We start from the raw sequence: 20,582 nt of genomic DNA, 5'->3' as shown, positions 1-20,582 counted from the left end.
TACGATAGCGCGATGGTGCGAAAAAAGAAGCTGAGTCCGAGTGGCGCCAAGGACGAGGATGGCGAGTACCACAACGTCCACATCAACCTGCACGAGGACGAGTTGGCGGTCGCCGGCATGGAGATCGGCGACGAGGTGTTCGTTCGGGTACGGGACAACAAGATCATCATCCAGAAGGCCGACCCGGAGGACGTCGAACACGAGTTCTGACGCCCCAACCGTACTGAGCCATCGCCGACCGACCACCCACGAGGAGAGAGTGTGATCTACGAACTCGCGAAACCCCTGTTGTTCAGACTCCCGGCCGAGACTGCCCACCGAAGCGTCCACAGCCTGCTCGGCGTCGTCGACGACACCCCCGTCACCGACGCCATGGCCCGGTACTACACCGTCGAGGACGACCGCCTGACCGTCGAGGCGTTCGACCAGACGTTCCCGAACCCCGTCGGCGTCGCGGCCGGCTTCGACAAGAACGCCGAGATCCCCGGCGCGCTCGCCGCACTGGGCTTTGGCTTCGTCGAGGTCGGCGGCGTCACGGCCGTTCCACAGGAGGGCAACCCTCGCCCCCGGATGTTCCGCCTCCGCGAGGACGAGGGCCTGATCAACCGCATGGGACTCAACAACCACGGGGCGGCCACCGTCGGCGACCGACTGGCGACCACCGACGCCCCCGTTCCCGTCGGCGTCAACGTCGCCAAGTCCGAACACGTCGACCCGGAGGACGCCCCGGCCGACTACCGCGAGACCTACGAACAGGTCGCGTCCGGCGGTGATTTCTTCGTCGTCAACGTCTCCTGTCCCAACTCCCAGGGCTTCGCCGAACTCCAGAACCGCGATTCGATGGAAGCCATCCTCGGTGAACTCCAGGACGCGGGCGCGTCGCCGCTCCTGGTCAAACTCTCGCCGGACCTGCCCGACCCGGCCGTCGAGGACGCCCTCGGTCTGGTCGACGAACTCGATCTCGACGGCGTCGTCGCCACGAACACGACCACGGACAGGCCGGCCTCGTTGCGCAGCCCGAACCGCGCCGAGACGGGCGGCCTCTCCGGGAAACCCATCGAGCGCCGGGCGACGGAGATGGTCCGGTTCGTCGCCGAGCGCACCGACGCCCCGGTCGTCGGCGTCGGCGGCGTGGCGACCGCCGAGGACGCCTACCGGAAGATTCGCGCGGGCGCGAGCGTGGTCCAGCTGTACACCGGCCTCGTCTACCGCGGGCCCGGGATCGCCCGCGACATCAACCGCGGTCTGCTCGACCTGCTCGAACGCGACGGATTCGATTCGGTGCGCGAGGCCGTCGGCGCGGATCTGGACTGACGCCGTATCAGCCGCGGTAACCGGCGGGAATTTTTAACGGATCGTTCGTCTCTAGCAATTCAGTGACCTGGCACGTCTCCGGGTTGACGGCGCCACTCGCGGTCTCGGGAGTGCTGGGGCTGGTCGTCGCCGCCGCCATCTGGCGGGAGCGCCCCAAGGCCGGGTCGACGTGGCTCTCCCTGGCGGCCGTCGCGGTCGCCGCCTGGGCGTTCGGCCAGGTCGTCGTCGTATCGAGTGGGAGCCAGTCGGTCCGTCTGCTGGGGAGTGGACTGACCGTCGCCGCCATGGTGTTTGTCCCGCCGCTGTGGCTGCTGTTCTCGCTGGCGTACACCGGGCACGGTGACCGCGTCAGCACACCAGTGCTCGTCGTGTTGCTCGGGGAACCGACGATACTCAGCGCGCTGGCGCTGTCGGGTAGCCCCCTCATGTTCGCCGAGGGGACGCTCGCGGCCGGTGCACAGGGCGCGACGCTGTTCGTCAAGTACGGTCCCGTGCTCGTCGCCCAGCACGCCTACGGGTACGCACTGCTGTTCGTCGGCGAGTTCCTCCTCTACAGGATGTTCCTGGGGTCGCGCAACGTCTTTCGCAAGCGCACCTTCTTTTTGCTCGCGCTGATCGTCTTCCTCCACGCCTGCCAGTTCCTGAGCGTGGCGGGCCTGAGCCCGACGCCGTACCAGACGCTCACGCCGCTTGGCTTCCTGCTGTTCGGTGCGCTCTCGCTGCTGGCGCTGGTGAGCTACCGGGGGTTCGAGTTCCTCCCGCTCCAGCGGCTCCTCCGACTGTTCAGCCGCCACTCGAAGAACCTCACCCCCATCGCACGTGAGCGTGCCATCGAGGAGATGGCGACCGGTTTCATGGTGATCGATCACGCCGGCCGCATCGTCGACATCAACCCGATGGGCAAACGCATCCTCGCACGCGAGGACGAACGTGTCGTCGGCAAGGAAGTCTCGGCGGTCATCCCCCCGGAGATATTCGTCGACGGCACGCCGGCGTTTTTCGACGTCGAAAGCGACGAGAATGCGGGCGACCCCAGCGGTCGGTACTCCGGCATCTGGGTCGAGACCCCGGCCGGTGAACAGCGCTGTTTCGACGTGCTGGTCACGAGTCTGGGTGACGACGCGGGCTCGGGATCGGTCGCCCTGATCCACGACGTGACCGACCGTGAGCGACGGAAGCGGAAGCTCCGGGAGCAAAACGTAGAACTCAAGCGACAGAACGAACAGCTCGACAACTTCGCCGGCATCGTCTCCCACGACCTGCGCAACCCGTTGACCGTCGCCGACGGCCACCTCGAACTGATCGACCGCGAGACCGACAGCGACCACGTCGACCCCGCCAGGGCCGCCCTGGACCGGATGCGCCAGATCATCGACGACGTGTTGACGCTCGCCCGGAGCGGGCAGTCGGTCAGCGACACCGAGCGGGTCGACCTCGCGGCGGTCGCGACCGAGGCCTGGGAGACCGTCGACACCCGCGACGCGACTCTCACCGTCGACGTCGACGTGACCGTCGAGGGCGACCCGAGCCGCCTGCGCCAGCTGTTCGAGAACCTCTTTCGGAACAGCGTGGAACACGGTGGCCCCGACGTAACCGTCACCGTCGGCACACTCGACGGGGACGGCGGGTTCTACGTCGCCGACGATGGCCCCGGCATCCCACCCGCTAGGCGGACGGAGGTCTTCGACGAGGGGTTCTCGACCGACGAGGACGGCACGGGCTTTGGCCTCGCCATCATCGAGACCATCGTCGAAGCCCACGGCTGGGAGATCACCGTCACCGAGAGCGAAACCGGTGGTGCGCGTTTCGAGATCACCGGCGAGAGCCTCGCCAGCGACCAGAACGCACGGGCCGTCGCCGACTGAGTCAGTATCACGCGAGATAACACGGAAGCGAGGTTTATCCGCCCCGGCGATCCACGTCCAGTATGCCCTGGCAGGTGACGCCGTACACGCTCCTACTGGCGCTGTCGGCGCTACTCGGAGTCGCGGTCACGGCCGTCGTCTGGCGCGAGCGACCGAAAGGCGGGGCGACGTGGCTCTCCCTGGCGGCGTTCGCGGTCACACTCTGGGCGGCCGGCCAGGTGATCGTCGTCTCGACGACGGCCCTGGAGATGCGACTGCTCGGCAACCGCATCACCATGGCGGGCGCCATCGCCATCCCCTCGCTGTTCCTGCTCTTTACCCTCGCGTACACGGGCCGCTCCGACGGGATCGGCAGGCCCCTGAAGGCCCTCGTCGTCCTCGAACCGCTCGTCGTGATCGCCCTGGTACTGGTCGGCCACGACCTCGTCTCGCCGGAGGTGACGCTCGCACTCGGCCGGGGCGAGGCGTTCGGTGCCTTCGGCTACGACCTCATGACGGTCCACTACGTGTTCGGCAACGCCCTGCTGTTCGTCAACGAGGGCCTCCTCTACAAGATGTTCCTGCGCTCGCGCAACGTCTTTCGCAAGCGCACGTTCTTCCTGCTGGCCCTGCTCGGCGTGTTACACGCCACGCATCTCGTGACCGTCCTCGGACTGAGTCCGACGCCGTACTACACGCTCACCCCGCTCGGATTCCTGTTCTTTGGTACCCTCTCGCTCGTGGTGACGGTCAGCTACCGAACCCTCTCCTTTCTCCCGCTCCAGCGCCTCCTGGCGACGGTCGGCCGCCACTCGAAGAACCTCACGCCGCTGGCGCGGGATCAGGCCATCGAGGAGATGGGCACCGGCTTCCTCGTGGTCGACCACCAGGGCCGCATCGTCGACACCAACCCGCTCGGCAAACGGATGATCGGACGGGCCGACAGCCGCGTCGTCGGGAAAGACCTCGAAACGGTGATCGCGCCGGACCTGTTCGTCGACGGCCCGCCCGAGTTCATGACCGTCGACCCCGGCGAGGTGATCAACGGCCGCTACACCGGCCTCTGGATCGAACCCGCCGACGGCGACCCCCGCTGTTTCGACGTACTCGTGAGCGCACTCACCGAGGACGGCGAGATGCAGGGCTACGTCGCGTTGATCCACGACGTGACCGACCGCGAGCGACGCAAGCGCAAACTCGAACAACGCACGGCCGAACTCGAACGACAGAACGACCAGCTCGAGGACTTCGCCGGCATCGTCTCTCACGACTTGCGAAACCCGATGAACGTCATCAGCGGTCGACTCCAGTTGATCGACGCCGGCGACGACCAGGAACACCTCGACGAGGCCCGACAGGCGCTCGACCGGATGGAAGCCATCGTCGACGACGTGTTGACCTTCGCCCGCCTCGGCAAGACCATCGACGACACCGAACCCCTCGACCTCGCGGCGGTCGCCCGGGAGGCGTGGGGCAACGTCGAGACGAAAGACGCGGCCCTCGACGTTCCGGCCGACCTGACCGTCGCCGCGTCCCGCGGTCGCCTCCTCCAGGTGTTCGAGAACCTCTTTCGGAACAGTGTGGAACACGGTGGCCCCGACGTAACCGTCACCGTCGGCGAGTGCGACGGCGGCTTCTTCGTCGCCGACGACGGCCCCGGCATCGACCCCGACCACCGCGAGCAAGTCCTCGAACAGGGGTTCAGCTCCGACCCCGAGGGCACCGGCTTCGGGCTCGCCATCGTCCGCACCATCGTCGAAGCCCACGGCTGGGAGATCACCGTCACCGAGAGCGAGACGGGTGTCACCGCGAGTGAAACGAGTGGTGGCTCGGAAGACGAGCGGAGCGAGTCTTCCGGCGGTGCACGATTCGAGATTACCGGCGACATCCGCGCCAGCGAGCGTGACGCGCGGCCGACGCCGAGTGAGAAGTAGCGGTCCCTAGCGCAGCCCGTCCAGATCGAACTGCGACCACCTTTTTCGTCGTCGGGTTCGCTCGCGATGCTCACGAACCACGCCTCGAAAAAGCTGGACCAAAAACGCCGCTCGCTTCCCTCGCCGTCCCTACCGGAGCCCGTCCAGATCGAACTCGAACGCCGCCACCGGCAGTTCGATGTCGTGTTCGACGATCACTTCGGGGTGGACCTCGCCGATGACCCCGACCTCCTCGCCATCGATCACGACGCTGGCCGTTCGACCGGAAATGAAGGTCGGATGCTCGGTCGCGGGCGTCTCCAGTTCCTTGTCGAACCCGTCCACGAGCGCCCGGAGCGCGGCCTTCGCGTCCTCGTAGGACGCGCCGGCGTGACAGAGCGCCGCGGCGACGGTCCGCCGTTCCGCGACGTTCGTGTTCTCGCGCTCGTCGACGTGCGCCGAGAACCCGACCTCCGCGAGATCTTGTGGGTACGCGCGGTGCGTGTTGTTCTCCAGGACCATCATGATCGAGGGGAGCGCCCACGAGCGCACCATCGTGAAGTCCTCGCTGTAGGGCTGTTCGATGGTGACGGCCTCGCCGCCGCCGAAGGCGTCACTGCCCTGTTGGACTCCGAGGCGCTCGTAGTTCTGTTCCTCGTCGATCAGGTGGAAGTTCAGCAGGTCCTCGAAGCCCTGCCCGACCAGCCGGTCGCGGACGGCGTCTTCCAGCCGGGAGCGCTCGTGTCGGCCGCCGACGGTCGACACGTCGGGGTAGCGCGGTTCGAGTTCGTTGAACCCGTAGGCCCGCCCCACGTCGTCGATCAGGTCCACCGGGTGGAGCACGTCGACCCGGTAGGGCGGGACCTCGACCCGGTAGGCCGCCGCGCCGTCGTCGGTCTCGGCCCGTTCGGCGTCCATCCCGGCCCGCTCGATCAGGTCGACCACGTCCCGTTCGTCCAGGTCGACGCCGAGCATCGTCTCGATGTCGCCGTGAGCGACGGTCTTTTCCTTGGTCACTAGGTCCGGCCGGATCAGTTCGCGCCCGGCGTCGGGCGTCACGGGTGCGTCGTCGGTGTACTCGACGTTGACCTCCTCGACTTTCCCACCGCGGGCGTCGAGGGCGTAACAGACGATGTTCAGCATCTTGTCGACCGTCCACTGGTCGGTGCCGGTCATCTCGATAAAGAGGTCCCGCGAACCGGCCGAGACCTCCGTCCGGCGGCCGTTGACCACCGGCGGGAACGAGAACAGCCCGATCTCGTCGTAGATCGCGGGCATCGACTCGTAGTCGGACACGAGGTCGGCGTACTCCTGGCCGATGTGGTGGACCTCCAGCACTTCCCGCAGCGTCAGCTCCTGATCGCCCTCCAGGGGCACCATCGTCTCGTCGTCCGCGTCGACGCCGGTGTAGGTGATCGACTTCGCGCTGTCGTCGTCTTCCTTCAGCGTCTCGCCTTTCAGCATCGTCAGGTCGTGGACGCCGATGGCCCCCTTCGCGCGCTGGCGACCCATCGTCGCGTGGAGCTTCTCCTGGACCTGGATCAGCGATTCGAGGGCCGCGTCGTCCATGTCCAGCCCACGGACGATGGCACCCGTCACGTAGGGGCGGTCCTCTGGCACGTCCGCGACGCGGATCGTCCACTCGGCGTCGTTCGTGCTGGGGACGTACACCCCGCGGTCGTCGCCGTACTGGTAGCGCAACGAGCGCGCCACGCCCTCGACCGAGAGCCGGTCGAGTCGGTCGGGGGCGAATTCGAGTTCGAACTCGCCGTCGTCGGTCTCGCCCTCGAATTCGAGGCCGAGGCCGAACAGGTCCTCCTTCAACTGTTCGTCGTCTTTCTCGTCGTGGCCGGTCAGGTGGCGCAGTTCGTCCGGGTCGATTTCGACGGTTGGCATCAGTAGGTCACCTCCTCCTCGCGCAGGAATTCGAGATCGACCAGCGTGCCGTGCACGTCGCGGATGTCCTCCGCGCCGGTGGCGAGCATGAACAGTCGCTCCAGCGCCAGGCCCCACGCCATCACGTCGCAGTCGACGCCGAGGGGCTCCAGCATCTCGGGCCGGAAGATCCCCGAGTTGCCGATCTCGATCATCTCGCCCGTCTCGGGGTGGCGGCCAAAGAGCTCGAAGCTCGGTTCGGTGTAGGGGTTGTAGTGGGGCTTGAACTCGATGTCCGTGATCCCGAACTGCTCGTAGAACTCGGTGAACGTGCCCATCAGGTCACGCACGGAGAGGTCCTCGGCCATCACCCAGCCCTCGATCTGGAAGAACTCCAGCAGGTGGGTCGCGTCCAGCGTGTCGTTGCGGTAGGCCTTCTCGATGGAGAAGAAGCGCTGGGGCGGCTCCAGGTCGCCCATCGCCTCGCCCGAGAGGTGTCGGGCGGTGAGCGAGGTTGTGTGGCCCCTGAGTGCGAGGGCCTTCGCGAAGTCCAGCTCCCACGGCGAGTGGTAGCCCTCGCCGTCCGGCCCGACGCCCTCGCGGTGGGCCGACTCGACGGCCTCGGCGAGGTCCGCGGGGAGTTCGTCGATGGATTCGGGCGTGTCGAGGGCGAACCGGTCCCAGTGGTTGCGCGCCGGGTGGTCCTGGGGCATGAACAGGCAGTCGTTGATCCAGAAGTCGGCGTCGACGTGTGGCCCCTGCATCTCCTGGAAGCCCATTCCCACCAGCACGTCAGTGACGCGTTCGGCCATCTCCCGGAGCGCGTGCTTGCGGCCGGGGACGACCCGTTCGGCCTCGGCCTCGACGTTGTACTCGGCGAACTCGACGTTCTCCCATTCGCCGCTGGTGAGCATCTCGGAGGTGACCTGCCCGACGGTCTCGGCCGTCTCGATGCCGGCCATCAACTCGGTGACGCCGTCGTCGGTGAGCGTCACCGAGCGAATCACGTTCTCGGTCTGCTCGATCAGGCCGCGGTTGTCCAGATCCTCCAGTGCCGTCTCGCGGGCGTACGCGCCGGCACCCTCCGCGAGGGCCTCAAGCGCGGTCGCCTCGTCGTCGGCGTCGGGGTCGGCGTCGGGATCGGCGGAGATCTCGCCGCCCTCGATCTCGCCGTACCCTTTCCGGGCGTAGTTCGACAGCGCGATGTCGACGGCGTCGCCCTCCAGCCCGGACGCGCCGATGACCTGACCCATCTGGACGGGTTCCTCGTCGGCCCCCGCGTCGACGGCGGCCTCGTAGAGGCGGAGTTCGGGCAGGCCCGCCTCGACGTAGCGCTCGGCCTCCTCGGTCAGTTCCACGTCGCTGGTGGTGCGTTCGGTCACCTCCAGCAGGCCCGCGTCGTCGAGTTCGAAGGCCGCACGCGTTGCGGTCTCGGGTTTGAGATCGGCGGCCTCGGCGATGCGGTCGATCGTTCGTTGCTCGTCTGCGCTCGCGGCCTCTAGCACCGCGACCTGTGCCTGTGGCAGTTTCATGCGTGGATAGTCGTTGTTACGTACCGCGCGGGTCGGTCAGTTAACGGTTCTCACTCGTGGCTCGCGGGTCACACCGCTTGAAACGCGTCCCGCGTGCGACCGGTTTCGTCCGGCCGGCGAGTCTCCCCGCCGCCCGAACTCCGCCGGACTCAGGCGGCGAAAAAGAAGTCGAACCCCGCTCTCGGGACTCCCTGGCGCACGACCGACTGGCAGTGGGGTTCGGATGCCATGTGCGAGCGATTGTGATGGGGCGGCAAAAACGTACCGTTGTCGCCCGCGAGCGCAAGACCTATGCCGGTATCTGTAGCCACAGTCACACATGGGAGATCGTGATTCACGGGATCGGAACCGAGACACCGTCGTCGACCTGCTGTCCGAGGCCGTCCCCCTCGCGGACCCGACACCGCTGACCGACGTGGCCATCGAACTGCAGGACGGACTGGAGGACTTCGGACTGGGACCGTCTGCCATCGAGCGCGTCCTCGACGGCACGAGCCTCCCGGAGGCCGGCGAACTCGACGTGACGAGGGTCGCGCAACCGGACGCAGGCATCGCCGAAGAACAGGCCGACGCCGTCGTCGACGCCGGCGGGCAGGCGGCAGAGGTGATGATCGAAGGCAGCGGCGAGGCGGCGAGAGTCCTCGTCGACACCGGCGGTGACGTGGTCGAGATCACCACCGAGGGCGGCGAGGTCGCCGCCGAGGCGACCGCGGAGTTGCTCGTCGCCGCGCTCGACGGCGTGTGAGGGTCAGTCGCCGCTCGCTCGCTTCCGATCCGAGTCGAACTCGAAGTCCAGCTCGTCCAGCTTGTCTTCCCACTCCTCGCGTTTCTCCTGGTGGTCTTCGAGGAACTGCTCCATCAGCTCGGCGGCCTGCTCTTTGCACCCGCCACAGAGCCGTTCGCCGCCGACACACTCCTCGTAGACCTCCTTGGCGAACTCGTCGTCGTCGCCCGACAGCAGGTAGGCGTACAGTTCGTAGACGGGACACTCGTCGGCCTTCCCGCCTTTCTCGCGCTGTTCCTCGGCGGTCTCCCGGCCACCCGTCGTCGCCGCCTTCACCTTGTCGTACCCCTCCTCGGGGTCGTCGAGCAGGCTGATGTGACTCGCCGGGATCGACGAGGACATCTTCCCGCCCGTCAGCCCGGTCATGAACCGGTGGTAGATCGAGGACGGCGGGATGAACCCGTACCCGCCGTGGTCGGCCTCGATCTCGCGGGCGAGTTCCTCCGCGTCCGTCTCCGCCATGTCGAACGCGTCGACGTGACCCTCGTACCGGCGCTTCTCGCCGGGAATCGCTTCGACGAGCGCGTCGAAGGCCTCGTCGGTGGCCTGCCGGGCGAAAAATCGGACTCGGGGCCGGAGCGGCTCCTTGCCGGCGGACCGCAGTTTCTCGATGGCTGCGTCGTAGGTCTCGGGGTCTATCGTGTCGAACGGGTACCCCCAGGCCGCGAGGAGGTCGGCGAACGCGTCGTCGCTGTACCGATCCGGGAACCGGAGATCGCCGTCGTCGTCGAAGAAGTACGCCTCGTCGAACAGTCCGGGGTCGCTCTCGAAGCCCGTCGCCCGCTCGCCCCGGAAGTCGGACAGGTTGTCCCGGTAGGCCTCCAGCAGGGCGGCAGCGAGCCCACAGCGGTTGATATCCGTGGGGAGGTCCTGGCTGTCTGCGGCCTCCTCGATGGCACCGTACGCACCTCGCACGAGTCGCCGTTCGGCGTCGTCTCCGAACTCGAAACTGGCGAACGCCTCGGTCACCTTGAAATAACGCATCCGCTCGGCCAAGTCCCGCGCGAACCGCATGTGGGGGTCCTGGTCGGGCCCGACCGGTATCACCGTCGGCTTGGGCTCGTCCAGCTGGGGATAGAGGATGTCGGCCATCTGGGTGACGACCGACTCCATGTGGGACACGTCGGTCTCCCCGTCGAAACCGTAGATGGCCTGGAACTCCGAGAAGTTCGCCTCGATCCCCAGCTCGAAGGCCAGGTCCTGGACCTCGCGGTTGGTGGACTGGCGGTAGAGGTCGCCCTCGTCGGGGTCGAACCCCAGCGCGAGCAGGCTCAGGATGTAGTTGCGCGTGTGTTCGTCGATCTCGTCCCACGAGAGCCCGCGGGCGCTGTGGGCCTCCAGGTCCGCGATCAGGGCGTAGGCGTCCCCGCCCTGCCGTTGATGCCAGATGATCTCGTCGAAGACCATCTTGTGGCCGATGTGGGGGTCGCCCGTGGGCATGAACCCCGAGAGGGCGGCCCAGGGGTCGTCGTTGCGCATGGCGCGGGCGACCGGGCGGTAGTCGCGGTGGCCGAAGATCACGCCCCGGCGCATCAGGTAGTGGGGGTCGGGCACCTCGTCTAAGACTTCCTCGAACTGCTCGATGCCGAACTCCTCGAACAGTTTGCGGTAGTCCGAGACCGTCGAGGACCCCCACGGATCGAGGGCCACGTCGTCGGCGCCCGCCGCGCCCCCATCTGTGAGTACTGGGCTGTCGTCCGCGGTCGGTTCGTCCGTGTCGGTGTCGGGTTCGCGTGTCATCTGTCTCGTATCCGGTGTCTGGCTGTCGGGCACTCGAAAAGCGAAGGGAGCAACGCCACCGCGGTCGCCGTCATCGGGCGGCCGGGGTCGCGAGACTGTCCGCTTCCGAAGTTCGCCAGCGCCAGCGCCAACCCTCGAAAGCGGCCATCTTGGGTGAACGTAACCGCGAGCAGGTGTTTAACCGTTTCCACTCAGGGCGTCAGCCGCTCGGCCGAGAGCCACTCGATCCCCGCGCCCGTGAGCGCGAACACCATCCGCTTGCGGACGCCGCCGGCCAGACGCACGTCCAGCGCGAGGTCCCGCGGCGCGAACCCGTGGCCGTCGGGCACCACCCGGATCAGCAACTCCGAGTGACTGAGTTCCGAGACCGACTCCACGTCCGCGTAAGTCCGGAAGTCCGCGCCGAACTTGTAGCCGGTCTTGGGGACCACGCCGGCCGCCCGGAGCGCGGTGTAGACCCGGAGTCGACGGTCGAACCGGTCGCCCTCGACGGTTCGCCCCCGCTCCAGCACCGCCTGCTCGTCGTCCCCGTCGGTCCCCAGCGCGAGCGCGCCCTGCCGGACGAGGTAGGCGGCCTCTACCAGCGAGAGCTGGAGGGTCTCGACCGTCTCGCCGTCGCGGTCCAGCGGCTGGCCGTAGAACCCCCGTTCGTAGAGGTCTGCGGGCGGGTCCCAGAGCAGTACGCGGTCGTCCAGCAGCGAGCCCGGCGTGTCGGCGGGCGGGTCGTAGTCGGTCGATCCCGACACGTCGGGCCGGTCGGTCTCCAGGTAGGTGATCTCACTCTCCTCGTCGACGACCGCGAGCACCACGTCGCCCAGGTCGGCGGCGGGCACCGTCGCGCGCTCGCTGACGACCCGCACGCGGTAGGCCACCTCGTCGTCCCACGGCCCCTTCCCGCGGGGGTAGACCACCAGATCGGCGGTCCCGTGGTCGGCCACCCAGTCGGCACCGGTCGGCGAGAGGTAGAATCCCCGATCCCGGAGGTCCTTGTACACCAGAAAGTGCAGGTCCGGGCAGGCCGCCGAGGCGAGGAACTCCCGAAAGCCCATGCCGTCGACTGCGTCGAGATCCCCGCGGTAGAGCAGGTGGGCGGCCTCGACCGGCGCGAGGCGTACGCCCTCGCCGTCGGGGTCGCCGTAGCCGCGAGCGTCGTGGAACTGCTCGCGGGCCTGGCGACCGGCACGCACCACGCCCGAAGACAGCGTCGCGTCCATACCGCCACTCGCCCGCGCGTGGACAAAGCACCCACGGTCTCGGCGGCGCAGTCAGGGCTGGGACGCCGCCGCTCGGCCCGCCTCCCCACACCCGCTATCCAGACACCGCCGACCGCCCGCCGTCTCGAACACCGGCAGGCCACAGACACACTCGTCGACGACGGTGCCGGTCGGGATACCCCACCCGGTCTCGCAGTCGGGATAGTGTTCACAGCCAGCGAGCAGACCGCCCCGTCGGAGGATCCGGAGGTCGCCGTCGCAGTTCGGACAGTCCCACTCGCGGTCGAAAGCGCCCCTGACCGCCTTGTCCAGCGACTCACACTCCCTGTCGATGCAGACTTCGAACGCGCGCCCGCGCCGGACGCGCATCCGCGGACACCCGCAGTCACAGTCGGCGGCCTCGGTCAGTATCGTCGCGTCCCGCGGGAATCCGTACGCGGCCCGGCAGTCGAGGCAGGTCACCGTGCCGTCGTCCCGGACGAGGCGGCCGTCACAGTCCGGGCACTCGCCGACCGGGATGCCGACCTCGGAGAGGGAGTAGCTGTCGTCGCCGTACGTCTGGTGGACTTCGACGCGGAGGAACTGATCGCCGTCGGTGGCGGTGAGGACGCCGTCCGCGACGGTCACGGTCTCGGCGCGGGTGAGCCACGCCACCGGCTGGTACCCCTCGCCCTCGTGGACCAGCACGGTGTCGTCGGGCTTGCGGACGACGATCACGTCGCCGCGGCGGTCGTCGGGTTCGGTGTCGTCGCGGACGGTACACTCGCCGGCCAGCACGCGAGTCTCGTCGTGCATACCCCGGGCTGGTCGGGGTCTGGTACATAAACATCCGGAAGCGTCGGTGGGAGAGACGGATCGAGCGCGAGGCCCGATCCGGAGGGTGGGGCGTGGGGGTGGTCCCGTCGGCTTCGGCGTCGGCGGAGACGGGTGGAGGGCGGTGGAGACGGGTGTGGGGACCGTGGGGCAGGCGAGCCCACGCGTCCACGGCGTCAGTCGCGGTTGTAGTCCCGACCCAGGACCGCGCCGGCGAGGTTCGCGACGACGAGCGCCGCGAACAGCGGGAAGTACTCGCCGGCCAGTCCCGACACCATCATCGGGAACAACACGAGCGGGAGGACGACCGCGCTCCAGAAGCCCAGACACCGCACCGGGGCCAGGAGCTTGCGGCCGGCGTCTTTGCGGGCGGTCCAGTCGGCGAAGCCGTCGAACGTGGAGGTCGATTGCGTGGACATCGTGGGTCTCCCTGCACTCACCCCTTGGACGGACACCTCCATATAAGGGGTCGACGCTTGCCGAGAATTCGCCTCGTTTTTGCGAGTTTGCCGTCCTTCAGTCACGTTTTACCGCCCGACGATCTCCGCTCGTGCGGCTCGCTGACGTTTTAGAGCGTGTCGAGAGATCTTTAGAACTTTTATCGGCGTTTTTGCGACAGTTTCGACGATCCGGTCACTCGATGCGGACCGTCCGGGAATCCGAAACCGGCGCGAGCGGGAGGTCCGGGAAATAGACCTCGGCGGTGTAGGTCAGCGTGTCGGCGTCGCCGCCGAACACGCCGACCGGGAGCGTCGTCGTGCCGAGGTAGCCGTCGGTCGCGGTCATCTCGTGGCCGTTGACCGTGACGCGGACGCCCGCCCGCGCGCCGTCGCCCGCGTTGGTGACCGTCACCTCGCACATCTCGTTGCCGCCACTGGCGATGGCGTCGGGGAACTCGCCCCAGTCGAACCGGAGGTCGGGGAGCGACTGGGCGCTCCCGACGACCTGTTTCGCGACGCCCTCGGAGAGGCCGGCCTCGACGAGACCCGACACGCCGGCCTCGCGCACGTCGGCCGGGGACTGGAGCCCCTTCGTGGCCAGCCGGGACGCCCGGCCGGACCCGACGCCGTCGAGCGCGGTCAGCCCGACCGCGTCCGCGCTGACGCCGTGTTCGATGCGGGCCTCGACCCGGGCGGCGAGGTTGGCCGCGGCCGCCGTTCCGAGGTGGTCGAGGAAGGCCCGGAGCGCGGCGAGCAGGCGGAGCGCGTTCTGGCGGATCACCCACGCGTCGCTTCGCAGTTCCGCCGGCGTGGCCGAGTCCATGCTCGAATCCAGGATCGCGAGGACTTTCCGCGGGCCGGGGTCGAGATCGCGCTCGCGGTCGCCCAGCACGGCGCGCACGGCGTCGCGTTCGTCCTTGCGGGCGCTCGCGCTGTCGAATTCGGCGGCCGTCGCGACCGCCCGGAGCACGTCGTCTGTCGTCAGTTCCGTCGCGGCTCCGTCGCCCCCGTCGGCGCGGCGGGCCAGGTCGGCGAACTCCCGGGCGGTGTCCAGGCGGAGGTAGAACTTCGAGGCCAGGCGTCCGAGGCGGGTCGGCGAGAGCGACAGGCCGTCGCGTTCGACGAACCCGCGGTCGACCAGTTGCTCTAGCGTGTCGCTAACGCGGTCGCGCAACTGGCCGTCCGAATCGTAGCGGTCGGGCGCGGACCGTGCCCGCACCGCGTAGAACGTCGTCTCGATCCAGTCCAGCACGTCGTCGATGTCACGAACCGTGCCGAGGACGATCTCGGCGTTGAGGTGGGCGTCCAGATCCGTGGCCAGTCGCGACTCGATCTCCTTGCCGTCCCGGAGCAACTGGCGGTACTTGTCGGCGTCCGAGCGATCACAGACGACCCAGGCGTACCCCTGATCGTCGTAGCCCGGCCGCCCCGCCCGGCCGAGCATCTGGAGCACGTCCAGCGGACTCATGTCGACCTCCCCTTCGAGGGGGTCGTGGAGCTTCGTGTCCCGGATCACGACACAGCGGGCGGGGAGGTTGACCCCCCACGCCAGCGTCGAGGTCGAAAAGAGGAGGCCCAGCGTCCCCTCGCGGAACCAGCGCTCCACGAGATTCTTGTCGTCCTTCGAGAGCCCGGCGTGGTGAAAGCCCACGCCGTCGAGGACGGACTTGCGGAGGGTCTCGTTCTGGAGCTGTTCGGCCTCCTGGTGGAAGTCGTAGTCGCCGCGAGCGCCCATCGGCACGTCCCGTTCGGCCAACTCGTCGCGGGTCTTCTTGGCGGCCTGCACGGTGTCCTGTCGCGAGGAGACGAACACCAGTCCCTGCCCGTCCTCCCGGAGGTGGGGTTCCACGAGATCGAGCGCGCGGTAGAGTCGGCGGTACTTGTCGGCGAAGGCGTTCTCGCCGTGGGTGTAGGTCTTGACGCCGGCCTCCAGCGGGACGGGGCGGTACTCCTCGCCGAAGGCGAAGGTGGTCTCGGCGGGCGCGTCGAGCCACTCGGCCACGTCGTCGACGTTGGGCATCGTCGCCGAGAGCGCGACGATGCGGGGGTCACAGAGCCGTCGGAGCCGCGAGATGGTGACCTCCAGCACCGAGCCACGGCGGTCCGAATCCAGCAGGTGGACCTCGTCGATGATACAGCAGTCCACGTCGGTGACGAAGCCGTAGCGGGGCGAGTCGTGTTTGCGGGTGGCCGAGTCGGCCTTCTCGGGCGTCATCACGAGGATGTCGGCCCGCTCCGCCCGTCTCGGGTTCAGGTCGCGCTCGCCGGTGACGACGTACACGGAGTAGCCCAGGTCCTCGAACCGTTCCCACTCGCTTTCCTTCTCGTTGGTGAGCGCCCGCAGGGGAGCGAGAAAGAGGGCGGTGCCGCCCGCGTCGAGGGCCCGGCAGATGGCGACCTCGGCGAGCGCGGTCTTGCCGCTGGCCGTCGGTGCGCTGACGACGACGTTGTCGTCGCGCTCTAAGAGTGCCGGCAGGGCCTCCGACTGCATCCGGTTGAACGACTCGAACGGGAAGGCGTCGGCGTAGGCCGGCAACACCTCGTCGATAGCCACCTGTGGCTCGTGATCCACGCTCCCTGGCACGACAGCAACCGGGGGTGCCGAGAGTATAGGCGTTTCCGTCCCGGTCGGACCCGCTACTCTGCCCGAAACCGGAGGTCGTCGAACCAGGTCTGGCCGCCCTTGGACTCGTTGCTCCCGATGCCGAAGGCGACGGTGCCCGCCGGGAGCGACGGCGGGTCCGGAAACTCGGCCCGCTGTTCGCCATCGAGCGAGACCGTGACGGCGTCGGGCGTCACGGACACGTCGAGTTGGTGTGCTGCACCCGGTTCGGGCGTGGCACGAACGGACTCGACCTGCTCCGACGGCGAACGGATCTTGATCTTCCGGCCGGTGAACGCCACTTTCACCCGCCACGCGTCGCCGTCGGGATCGCCGAACTCGACCAGGGCGTTGCGGTTGTAGTTGTTCTCCCGTGCCCAGACGTCGAGCGTTATCTGACCCGTCCCGGTCCACCGGAACTGGTCCGCCTGCGGAGCCAGCAGGGTGTTCGCGTACGATCCTGACGCGGTGGCGTGGGCGCTCGGGCCGTCGATGCGCGCCTCGATGTCCCACTGGTCGCGGTCGCCGGCGACGGTCCGGTAGGCCGACAGCGACCGCCCTCCGAAGTCGTCCGTGAACTCGGTCGGCGGTTCGTCGGTCTCCGGTTCGCCGGTCTCCGGTTCGTCGGTCTCCGGTTCGTCGGTCGGCTGTTCGCCACCCGTCGATCCGTCCAACAAGCCGGTACACCCGGCGAGACCGCCGGCGGCGGCGATCCCACCCAATCGGAGCGTCCGTCGCCGCGTCGTGTCACTGTCGGGCCACATCGTTCTCGGTATGCCAGCGGTGCGGGTCGGGACGCCTAAGTGTTACTTTTCGTGGATGAACGTTCCGACAGACCGGCCTCGACACCACCATCGAGTGAAGCACGTACCATTTACGGCAGTCGGCGTACGTGTCGGTCGTATGCAACGACGGACGTACGTCGCGACGGTGGGGGCGGCGCTGGCCGGTGGCTGTCTCGGACTCGGGGGCAGGGATGGACAGGGAACGGACGGCGGAACGGGGACGCCGACCGGAACTACCGAGTCCGGCGGGGACGGGACGGTGAGGTTCGAGCGCCAGTGGCAGACCGACCTGGGCATCGACCGTCTCAACATGACGCGCGTCTCGACTGCGACGCGGTCAGACACCGTGTACACGACACACGACCGGGGGATGACCGCGCTCTCGCTCGCGGACGGGGACGAACGCTGGGCCAGGCCGACCACGAGGCCGTTCGACGCGCTGGCCGCCGACGACGACGGCGTGTTCGCAGTGTGGACGACCGGCGAACTGCTGGCGGTCGACCCCGACACCGGCGACCTGCGCTGGGAACGCGGCGACAGCGGAAACGGGAACGCCGTCTACGGCCCGGTGGTCACGACCGCCGAACACGTCGCCGCCGAGGGCCCCGAGGGGATTGTCGTCTACGGGAAGGCCAGCGGCCAGCGCGTCGCGACCCTCGGCGAGTCGGGAGGGTTGCTGGCCGCGTACGACGGCGGCTTCCTGGTCGACGCCAGCGCCGGACTCACGCGGTACGCCCCCGACGGCACGGTCGACTGGCAGGTCACGGAGGTTCCGTACACGTTCGGCTACGACGCGTCGCTCGGGGAGACGGGCCTCGTCGTGGCCGGCGACACAGCGGTGATCGGTGTCGACCCGGCGGACGGATCGAAACGCTGGACGGAATCGGTCGACGCCGATTTCATGGACGCGAACGTGACCACCGCCGGCGGCGTCGCGTTCTTCGGTGGCGGCTTCGACAGAAACGCCGTCTACGCCGTCGAGATCTCCTCCGGCACGCGCCTCTGGGACGCCAGTCTCGACGGGATGGTCCCGTTCCCGATGGTGGCGCTGGACTCGGCGCTGATCGTCGAAGACGACGACCAGGCCCAGGCCCGCGATCTCGAAACCGGCGAAGTCCTCGATTCGATCTCGACGAGTTTCGAGAAGTCGTTCATGGGCACGGCCGCCCGCGGCCGGACCTTCGTCGGCGTCGGCCGGACGGTCTACGGCTACCGGGTCTGATCGCCCCGACCAGCGCCGACCCCTGTCCCGCGCGGCCCCGGAACCCTACACTTTTCTCCCGACGGCCCCTCCTCTCGGGTAATGAGTCGCGCCCGCAAGCCCGACTGGCTCAAGATGGCGCCCCCGTCGGGCGAGCGCTTCACCGACATCAAGGAGACCCTGCGCGAGCACGACCTCCACACCGTCTGTGAGGAGGCCAACTGCCCCAATCTGGGGGAGTGCTGGAGCGGCAGAGAGGGGCCCGGCACTGCAACCTTCATGCTCATGGGCGAGCGCTGTTCCCGGGGCTGTAACTTCTGTGACGTGGAGACCGGCGGGATGGACCCGCTGGACCCCGAGGAACCCCAGCAGGTCGCCGACGCCGTCGCCGAGATCGGGCTGGACTACGTCGTCCTCACCTCCGTCGACCGCGACGACCTGCCCGACCAGGGCGCGGGCCACTTCGCCGAGACGATCCGCGCGATCAAGGAGCGCCACCCCGGCATCCTGGTCGAGTGTCTGATCCCCGACTTCCAGGGCGAGCCCGAACTGGTCCGGAAGATCATCGACGCCGACCCCGACGTGATCGCCCACAACATCGAGACCGTCGACCGACTCCAGTGGCCCGTCCGCGACCGTCGAGCCGGCTACGAGCAGTCCCTCTCGGTCCTCCGGCAGGTGGATCGGGAGTCGGACATCTACACCAAGACCAGCCTCATGCTCGGCGTCGGCGAGTACGACCACGAGATCTACCAGACCCTCCGCGATCTCAGGACGGTGGGCGTCGACGTGGTGACGCTGGGCCAGTACCTCCAGCCCTCGCGGTCGCACCTGGAGGTCAGCGAGTACGTCCACCCCGACGCCTTCGACACGTGGCAGCGGGTGGCCGAGGAGGAACTGGACTTCCTCTACTGCGCGTCGGGGCCGATGGTCCGCTCCTCGTACCGCGCGGGCGAGTTGTTCGTCGAGGCCGTGCTGGACGGCGAGGATCCGGCCGTTGCGCGCGAGCGGGCGCGGGCGAGTGAGTGATCATGGAACGAAACGAAGACGAACTGGCGGAAATCGAGTCACTGACCGACCTCCGCGGCATCCTGGCGGGGAAGACTGACGACGAGGGGCGGACAGCGATAGAACTGCTCCGGGAGAGCCGCGAGGACGACAGGGAAGACGCCGAATAGCGATCTCATTCGGAGGTCGGAACTAACACCAGCGCCGGGCCGTCGGTGGTGTCGGGACAGCGTTCGGCTCGGCGGACCGGGACTGTTCCCAGGTCGCGAATCTCGGTAAGTGAGCGACCCTCGACGCTGTCGAGGAGGAGGACGACGCTGTACTGGCGACGCTGGTCACCAGCGAGTCGTACCTCGTCGACGGGCCTGGCATACTGGTCCTCCTCGACGACGAGAACGGGCCCGTGACCGGCAGTCATCTGAATCCGCTCGCCACCAGTGTCGTACAAACAAGCGACGTACGATGGAACGTCGGCGGTCCGTTGAAATTCAAAGGTATTGCCGGCCGAAAGGGTACCGACGGGAACGGTCGACGACTGAACAGTGTAATCAGAAACGAGATGCGACTGGTTCTCGGCGGCGGAAAGGTTCACCGTCGCGTCGGTGTCGAGTTCGACGGCAGGTCGCGGTCCGGAGAGGTCGTAAGCCATCGCGCCGCCGGCGACGAGCGCGAAGACGAGCGCAAACGCGACCGAGAGTCTGCGGTCGACCGGCAACCCGTTGCGTACCCAGCGACGTGCCACGAGGAAGGACGCGGTCCCGATGACCGCTGTAATCAACAGACCAGCAATATCGAATACAGGATACAGCGCCGCTGGGACTACGAACAGATAGATCGTCCCACCGGCGCTCGATAGTGCCGTGTCGAGACCACGAATCGACACCGCGTCGCCGGCGAAGACGAACGCGACGGCCGCCGCGAACAGCGCGACGAGTGGCAGCGTTGTCGAGAGCCAGTCCGGAACGCCGAATACCAGCCCACCACCGACGACCGAGCCGACAGCGGTTCCCGCCAGCGCGGTCGCAATGTGCTCCCACTCCATTCCGGAGTCTGCGGCGTTGCGGCCGCTCTCTCCAGTGGTCGCGCCCGATATCTGTGCCGCCGCCATCGCACCGAAGACGAAGAGAAAACCGACCATGACGTAGAAACTAAGCATGAGCGGGACGATTACAATCTCCAGTCCCTCGATCCGCACCAAGGGCGCGAGCGAACCGCCGAGGAGGCCACTGCCCGCGGCGATCAACAGAACCGCCCCAGCGACGAGCGCCTGCATTGCCAGCCGGAACGGATTGCTGTTTGACACGTTTCGTCCGACCCCGACCCGCAGAATAAGCCTTGTGTCACGTAGGGCGATGCTGTCTCGCGTACGCGGTCACACGCGGCCCAAGGGCGACGACGGCGCGACAGACCACCGACATCGCCGGCCCACGGCACGAAACGTTCGTCCACTTCTGAACCCAGTCAACATCTAAAAGTTCCAGAATATCCAGCCCTGAGCGCCCGACCGCGGAGCGCCG

General features: G+C 67.9%; 17 protein-coding genes. 8 read left to right on the top strand and 9 right to left on the bottom strand.

Annotation, left to right across the window (positions count from 1 at the left end):
- Positions 1–12: 12 nt before the first annotated feature.
- The 4 genes from ACOZ4N_RS16370 to ACOZ4N_RS16355 all read left to right on the top strand — a co-directional run bounded on the left by ACOZ4N_RS16370 (position 13) and on the right by ACOZ4N_RS16355 (position 5,092).
- Positions 13–210: a hypothetical protein gene (locus ACOZ4N_RS16370; RefSeq protein WP_049995293.1), complete on the top strand. Its 198-nt coding sequence runs from the start codon at positions 13–15 to the stop codon at positions 208–210.
- A 51-nt stretch (positions 211–261) separates the two neighbouring features.
- Positions 262–1,314 (top strand): quinone-dependent dihydroorotate dehydrogenase, encoded by a 1,053-nt coding sequence (locus ACOZ4N_RS16365; RefSeq protein ID WP_424017435.1) that lies wholly within the window; start codon positions 262–264, stop codon positions 1,312–1,314.
- A gap of 62 nt (positions 1,315–1,376) precedes the next feature.
- Positions 1,377–3,179 (top strand): histidine kinase N-terminal 7TM domain-containing protein, encoded by a 1,803-nt coding sequence (locus ACOZ4N_RS16360; protein WP_424017434.1) that lies wholly within the window; start codon positions 1,377–1,379, stop codon positions 3,177–3,179.
- A gap of 62 nt (positions 3,180–3,241) precedes the next feature.
- The gene (locus tag ACOZ4N_RS16355; protein WP_424017433.1) at positions 3,242–5,092 is read left to right on the top strand and encodes a sensor histidine kinase; all 1,851 of its coding nucleotides are present in this window, start codon (positions 3,242–3,244) and stop codon (positions 5,090–5,092) included.
- A 129-nt stretch (positions 5,093–5,221) separates the two neighbouring features.
- Here ACOZ4N_RS16355 and pheT read toward each other — a convergent pair whose 3' ends face one another.
- Positions 5,222–6,967: a phenylalanine--tRNA ligase subunit beta gene (gene pheT, locus ACOZ4N_RS16350; RefSeq protein WP_424017432.1), complete on the bottom strand. Its 1,746-nt coding sequence runs from the start codon at positions 6,965–6,967 to the stop codon at positions 5,222–5,224.
- The gene (locus ACOZ4N_RS16345) at positions 6,967–8,478 is read right to left on the bottom strand and encodes a phenylalanine--tRNA ligase subunit alpha (protein WP_424017431.1); all 1,512 of its coding nucleotides are present in this window, start codon (positions 8,476–8,478) and stop codon (positions 6,967–6,969) included. The genes pheT and ACOZ4N_RS16345 overlap by 1 nt, the downstream gene beginning before the upstream one ends.
- A gap of 319 nt (positions 8,479–8,797) precedes the next feature.
- Here ACOZ4N_RS16345 and ACOZ4N_RS16340 point away from each other — a divergent pair, with 319 nt between their 5' ends.
- On the top strand, positions 8,798–9,223 hold the full coding sequence (locus ACOZ4N_RS16340) for a hypothetical protein (protein WP_424017430.1): 426 nt from the start codon (positions 8,798–8,800) through the stop codon (positions 9,221–9,223).
- Between the two features lie 3 nt (positions 9,224–9,226).
- Here ACOZ4N_RS16340 and ACOZ4N_RS16335 read toward each other — a convergent pair whose 3' ends face one another.
- The 6 genes from ACOZ4N_RS16335 to ACOZ4N_RS16310 all read right to left on the bottom strand — a co-directional run bounded on the left by ACOZ4N_RS16335 (position 9,227) and on the right by ACOZ4N_RS16310 (position 16,835).
- Positions 9,227–11,002 (bottom strand): tryptophan--tRNA ligase, encoded by a 1,776-nt coding sequence (locus tag ACOZ4N_RS16335; RefSeq protein ID WP_424017429.1) that lies wholly within the window; start codon positions 11,000–11,002, stop codon positions 9,227–9,229.
- Positions 11,003–11,193: 191 nt separating this feature from the next.
- On the bottom strand, positions 11,194–12,216 hold the full coding sequence (endA, locus tag ACOZ4N_RS16330) for a tRNA-intron lyase (RefSeq protein ID WP_424017428.1): 1,023 nt from the start codon (positions 12,214–12,216) through the stop codon (positions 11,194–11,196).
- Between the two features lie 51 nt (positions 12,217–12,267).
- Entirely contained in the window at positions 12,268–13,011 is a 744-nt protein-coding gene (locus ACOZ4N_RS16325) for a DUF91 domain-containing protein (protein ID WP_424017427.1), read from the bottom strand.
- A gap of 194 nt (positions 13,012–13,205) precedes the next feature.
- Positions 13,206–13,448, bottom strand: a complete 243-nt coding sequence (locus ACOZ4N_RS16320; RefSeq protein WP_424017426.1) for a hypothetical protein — start codon at positions 13,446–13,448, stop codon at positions 13,206–13,208.
- 214 nt (positions 13,449–13,662) lie between these two features.
- A complete protein-coding gene (locus ACOZ4N_RS16315) occupies positions 13,663–16,023 on the bottom strand; it encodes a DEAD/DEAH box helicase (RefSeq protein ID WP_424019967.1) in 2,361 nt (786 codons plus the stop codon).
- 83 nt (positions 16,024–16,106) lie between these two features.
- Positions 16,107–16,835, bottom strand: coding sequence for a hypothetical protein (locus ACOZ4N_RS16310; RefSeq protein ID WP_424017424.1), 729 nt, complete (start codon positions 16,833–16,835; stop codon positions 16,107–16,109).
- Positions 16,836–16,974: 139 nt separating this feature from the next.
- On the opposite strand from ACOZ4N_RS16310, the gene ACOZ4N_RS16305 reads away from it, so the two are divergent.
- The 3 genes from ACOZ4N_RS16305 to ACOZ4N_RS16295 all read left to right on the top strand — a co-directional run bounded on the left by ACOZ4N_RS16305 (position 16,975) and on the right by ACOZ4N_RS16295 (position 19,235).
- Positions 16,975–18,078, top strand: a complete 1,104-nt coding sequence (locus ACOZ4N_RS16305) for a PQQ-binding-like beta-propeller repeat protein (protein WP_424017422.1) — start codon at positions 16,975–16,977, stop codon at positions 18,076–18,078.
- A gap of 81 nt (positions 18,079–18,159) precedes the next feature.
- A complete protein-coding gene (gene lipA / locus ACOZ4N_RS16300; RefSeq protein WP_424017421.1) occupies positions 18,160–19,086 on the top strand; it encodes a lipoyl synthase in 927 nt (308 codons plus the stop codon).
- Between the two features lie 2 nt (positions 19,087–19,088).
- Positions 19,089–19,235: a hypothetical protein gene (locus ACOZ4N_RS16295; protein ID WP_424017420.1), complete on the top strand. Its 147-nt coding sequence runs from the start codon at positions 19,089–19,091 to the stop codon at positions 19,233–19,235.
- A 5-nt stretch (positions 19,236–19,240) separates the two neighbouring features.
- Here the strand turns inward: ACOZ4N_RS16295 and ACOZ4N_RS16290 are convergent, their stop codons facing one another.
- Positions 19,241–20,368 carry a hypothetical protein gene (locus tag ACOZ4N_RS16290; protein WP_424017419.1) on the bottom strand — a complete coding sequence of 376 codons (1,128 nt, stop codon included), beginning with the start codon at positions 20,366–20,368 and terminating at the stop codon, positions 19,241–19,243.
- Positions 20,369–20,582: the final 214 nt, after the last annotated feature.

The organism is Halorientalis pallida, from assembly GCF_049605515.1.
In the GTDB taxonomy this organism is placed as follows: Archaea; Halobacteriota; Halobacteria; order Halobacteriales; family Haloarculaceae; genus Halorientalis; species Halorientalis pallida_A.
Note: the sequence above shows the minus strand (reverse complement) of the source record. Positions and strands in the feature narration are given on the sequence as shown.

Excerpts from the sequence above, each read along its gene's own strand:
- ACOZ4N_RS16370 (WP_049995293.1), top strand. The coding sequence starts at position 13 with ATGGTGCGAAAAAAGAAGCTGAGTCCGAGTGGCGCCAAGGACGAGGAT.
- ACOZ4N_RS16355 (WP_424017433.1), top strand. The coding sequence starts at position 3,242 with ATGCCCTGGCAGGTGACGCCGTACACGCTCCTACTGGCGCTGTCGGCG.
- pheT (WP_424017432.1), bottom strand. The coding sequence starts at position 6,967 with ATGCCAACCGTCGAAATCGACCCGGACGAACTGCGCCACCTGACCGGC.
- ACOZ4N_RS16345 (WP_424017431.1), bottom strand. The coding sequence starts at position 8,478 with ATGAAACTGCCACAGGCACAGGTCGCGGTGCTAGAGGCCGCGAGCGCA.
- ACOZ4N_RS16340 (WP_424017430.1), top strand. The coding sequence starts at position 8,798 with ATGGGAGATCGTGATTCACGGGATCGGAACCGAGACACCGTCGTCGAC.
- ACOZ4N_RS16335 (WP_424017429.1), bottom strand. The coding sequence starts at position 11,002 with ATGACACGCGAACCCGACACCGACACGGACGAACCGACCGCGGACGAC.
- endA (WP_424017428.1), bottom strand. The coding sequence starts at position 12,216 with ATGGACGCGACGCTGTCTTCGGGCGTGGTGCGTGCCGGTCGCCAGGCC.
- ACOZ4N_RS16325 (WP_424017427.1), bottom strand. The coding sequence starts at position 13,011 with ATGCACGACGAGACTCGCGTGCTGGCCGGCGAGTGTACCGTCCGCGAC.
- ACOZ4N_RS16320 (WP_424017426.1), bottom strand. The coding sequence starts at position 13,448 with ATGTCCACGCAATCGACCTCCACGTTCGACGGCTTCGCCGACTGGACC.
- ACOZ4N_RS16310 (WP_424017424.1), bottom strand. The coding sequence starts at position 16,835 with ATGTGGCCCGACAGTGACACGACGCGGCGACGGACGCTCCGATTGGGT.
- ACOZ4N_RS16305 (WP_424017422.1), top strand. The coding sequence starts at position 16,975 with ATGCAACGACGGACGTACGTCGCGACGGTGGGGGCGGCGCTGGCCGGT.
- lipA (WP_424017421.1), top strand. The coding sequence starts at position 18,160 with ATGAGTCGCGCCCGCAAGCCCGACTGGCTCAAGATGGCGCCCCCGTCG.
- ACOZ4N_RS16295 (WP_424017420.1), top strand. The coding sequence starts at position 19,089 with ATGGAACGAAACGAAGACGAACTGGCGGAAATCGAGTCACTGACCGAC.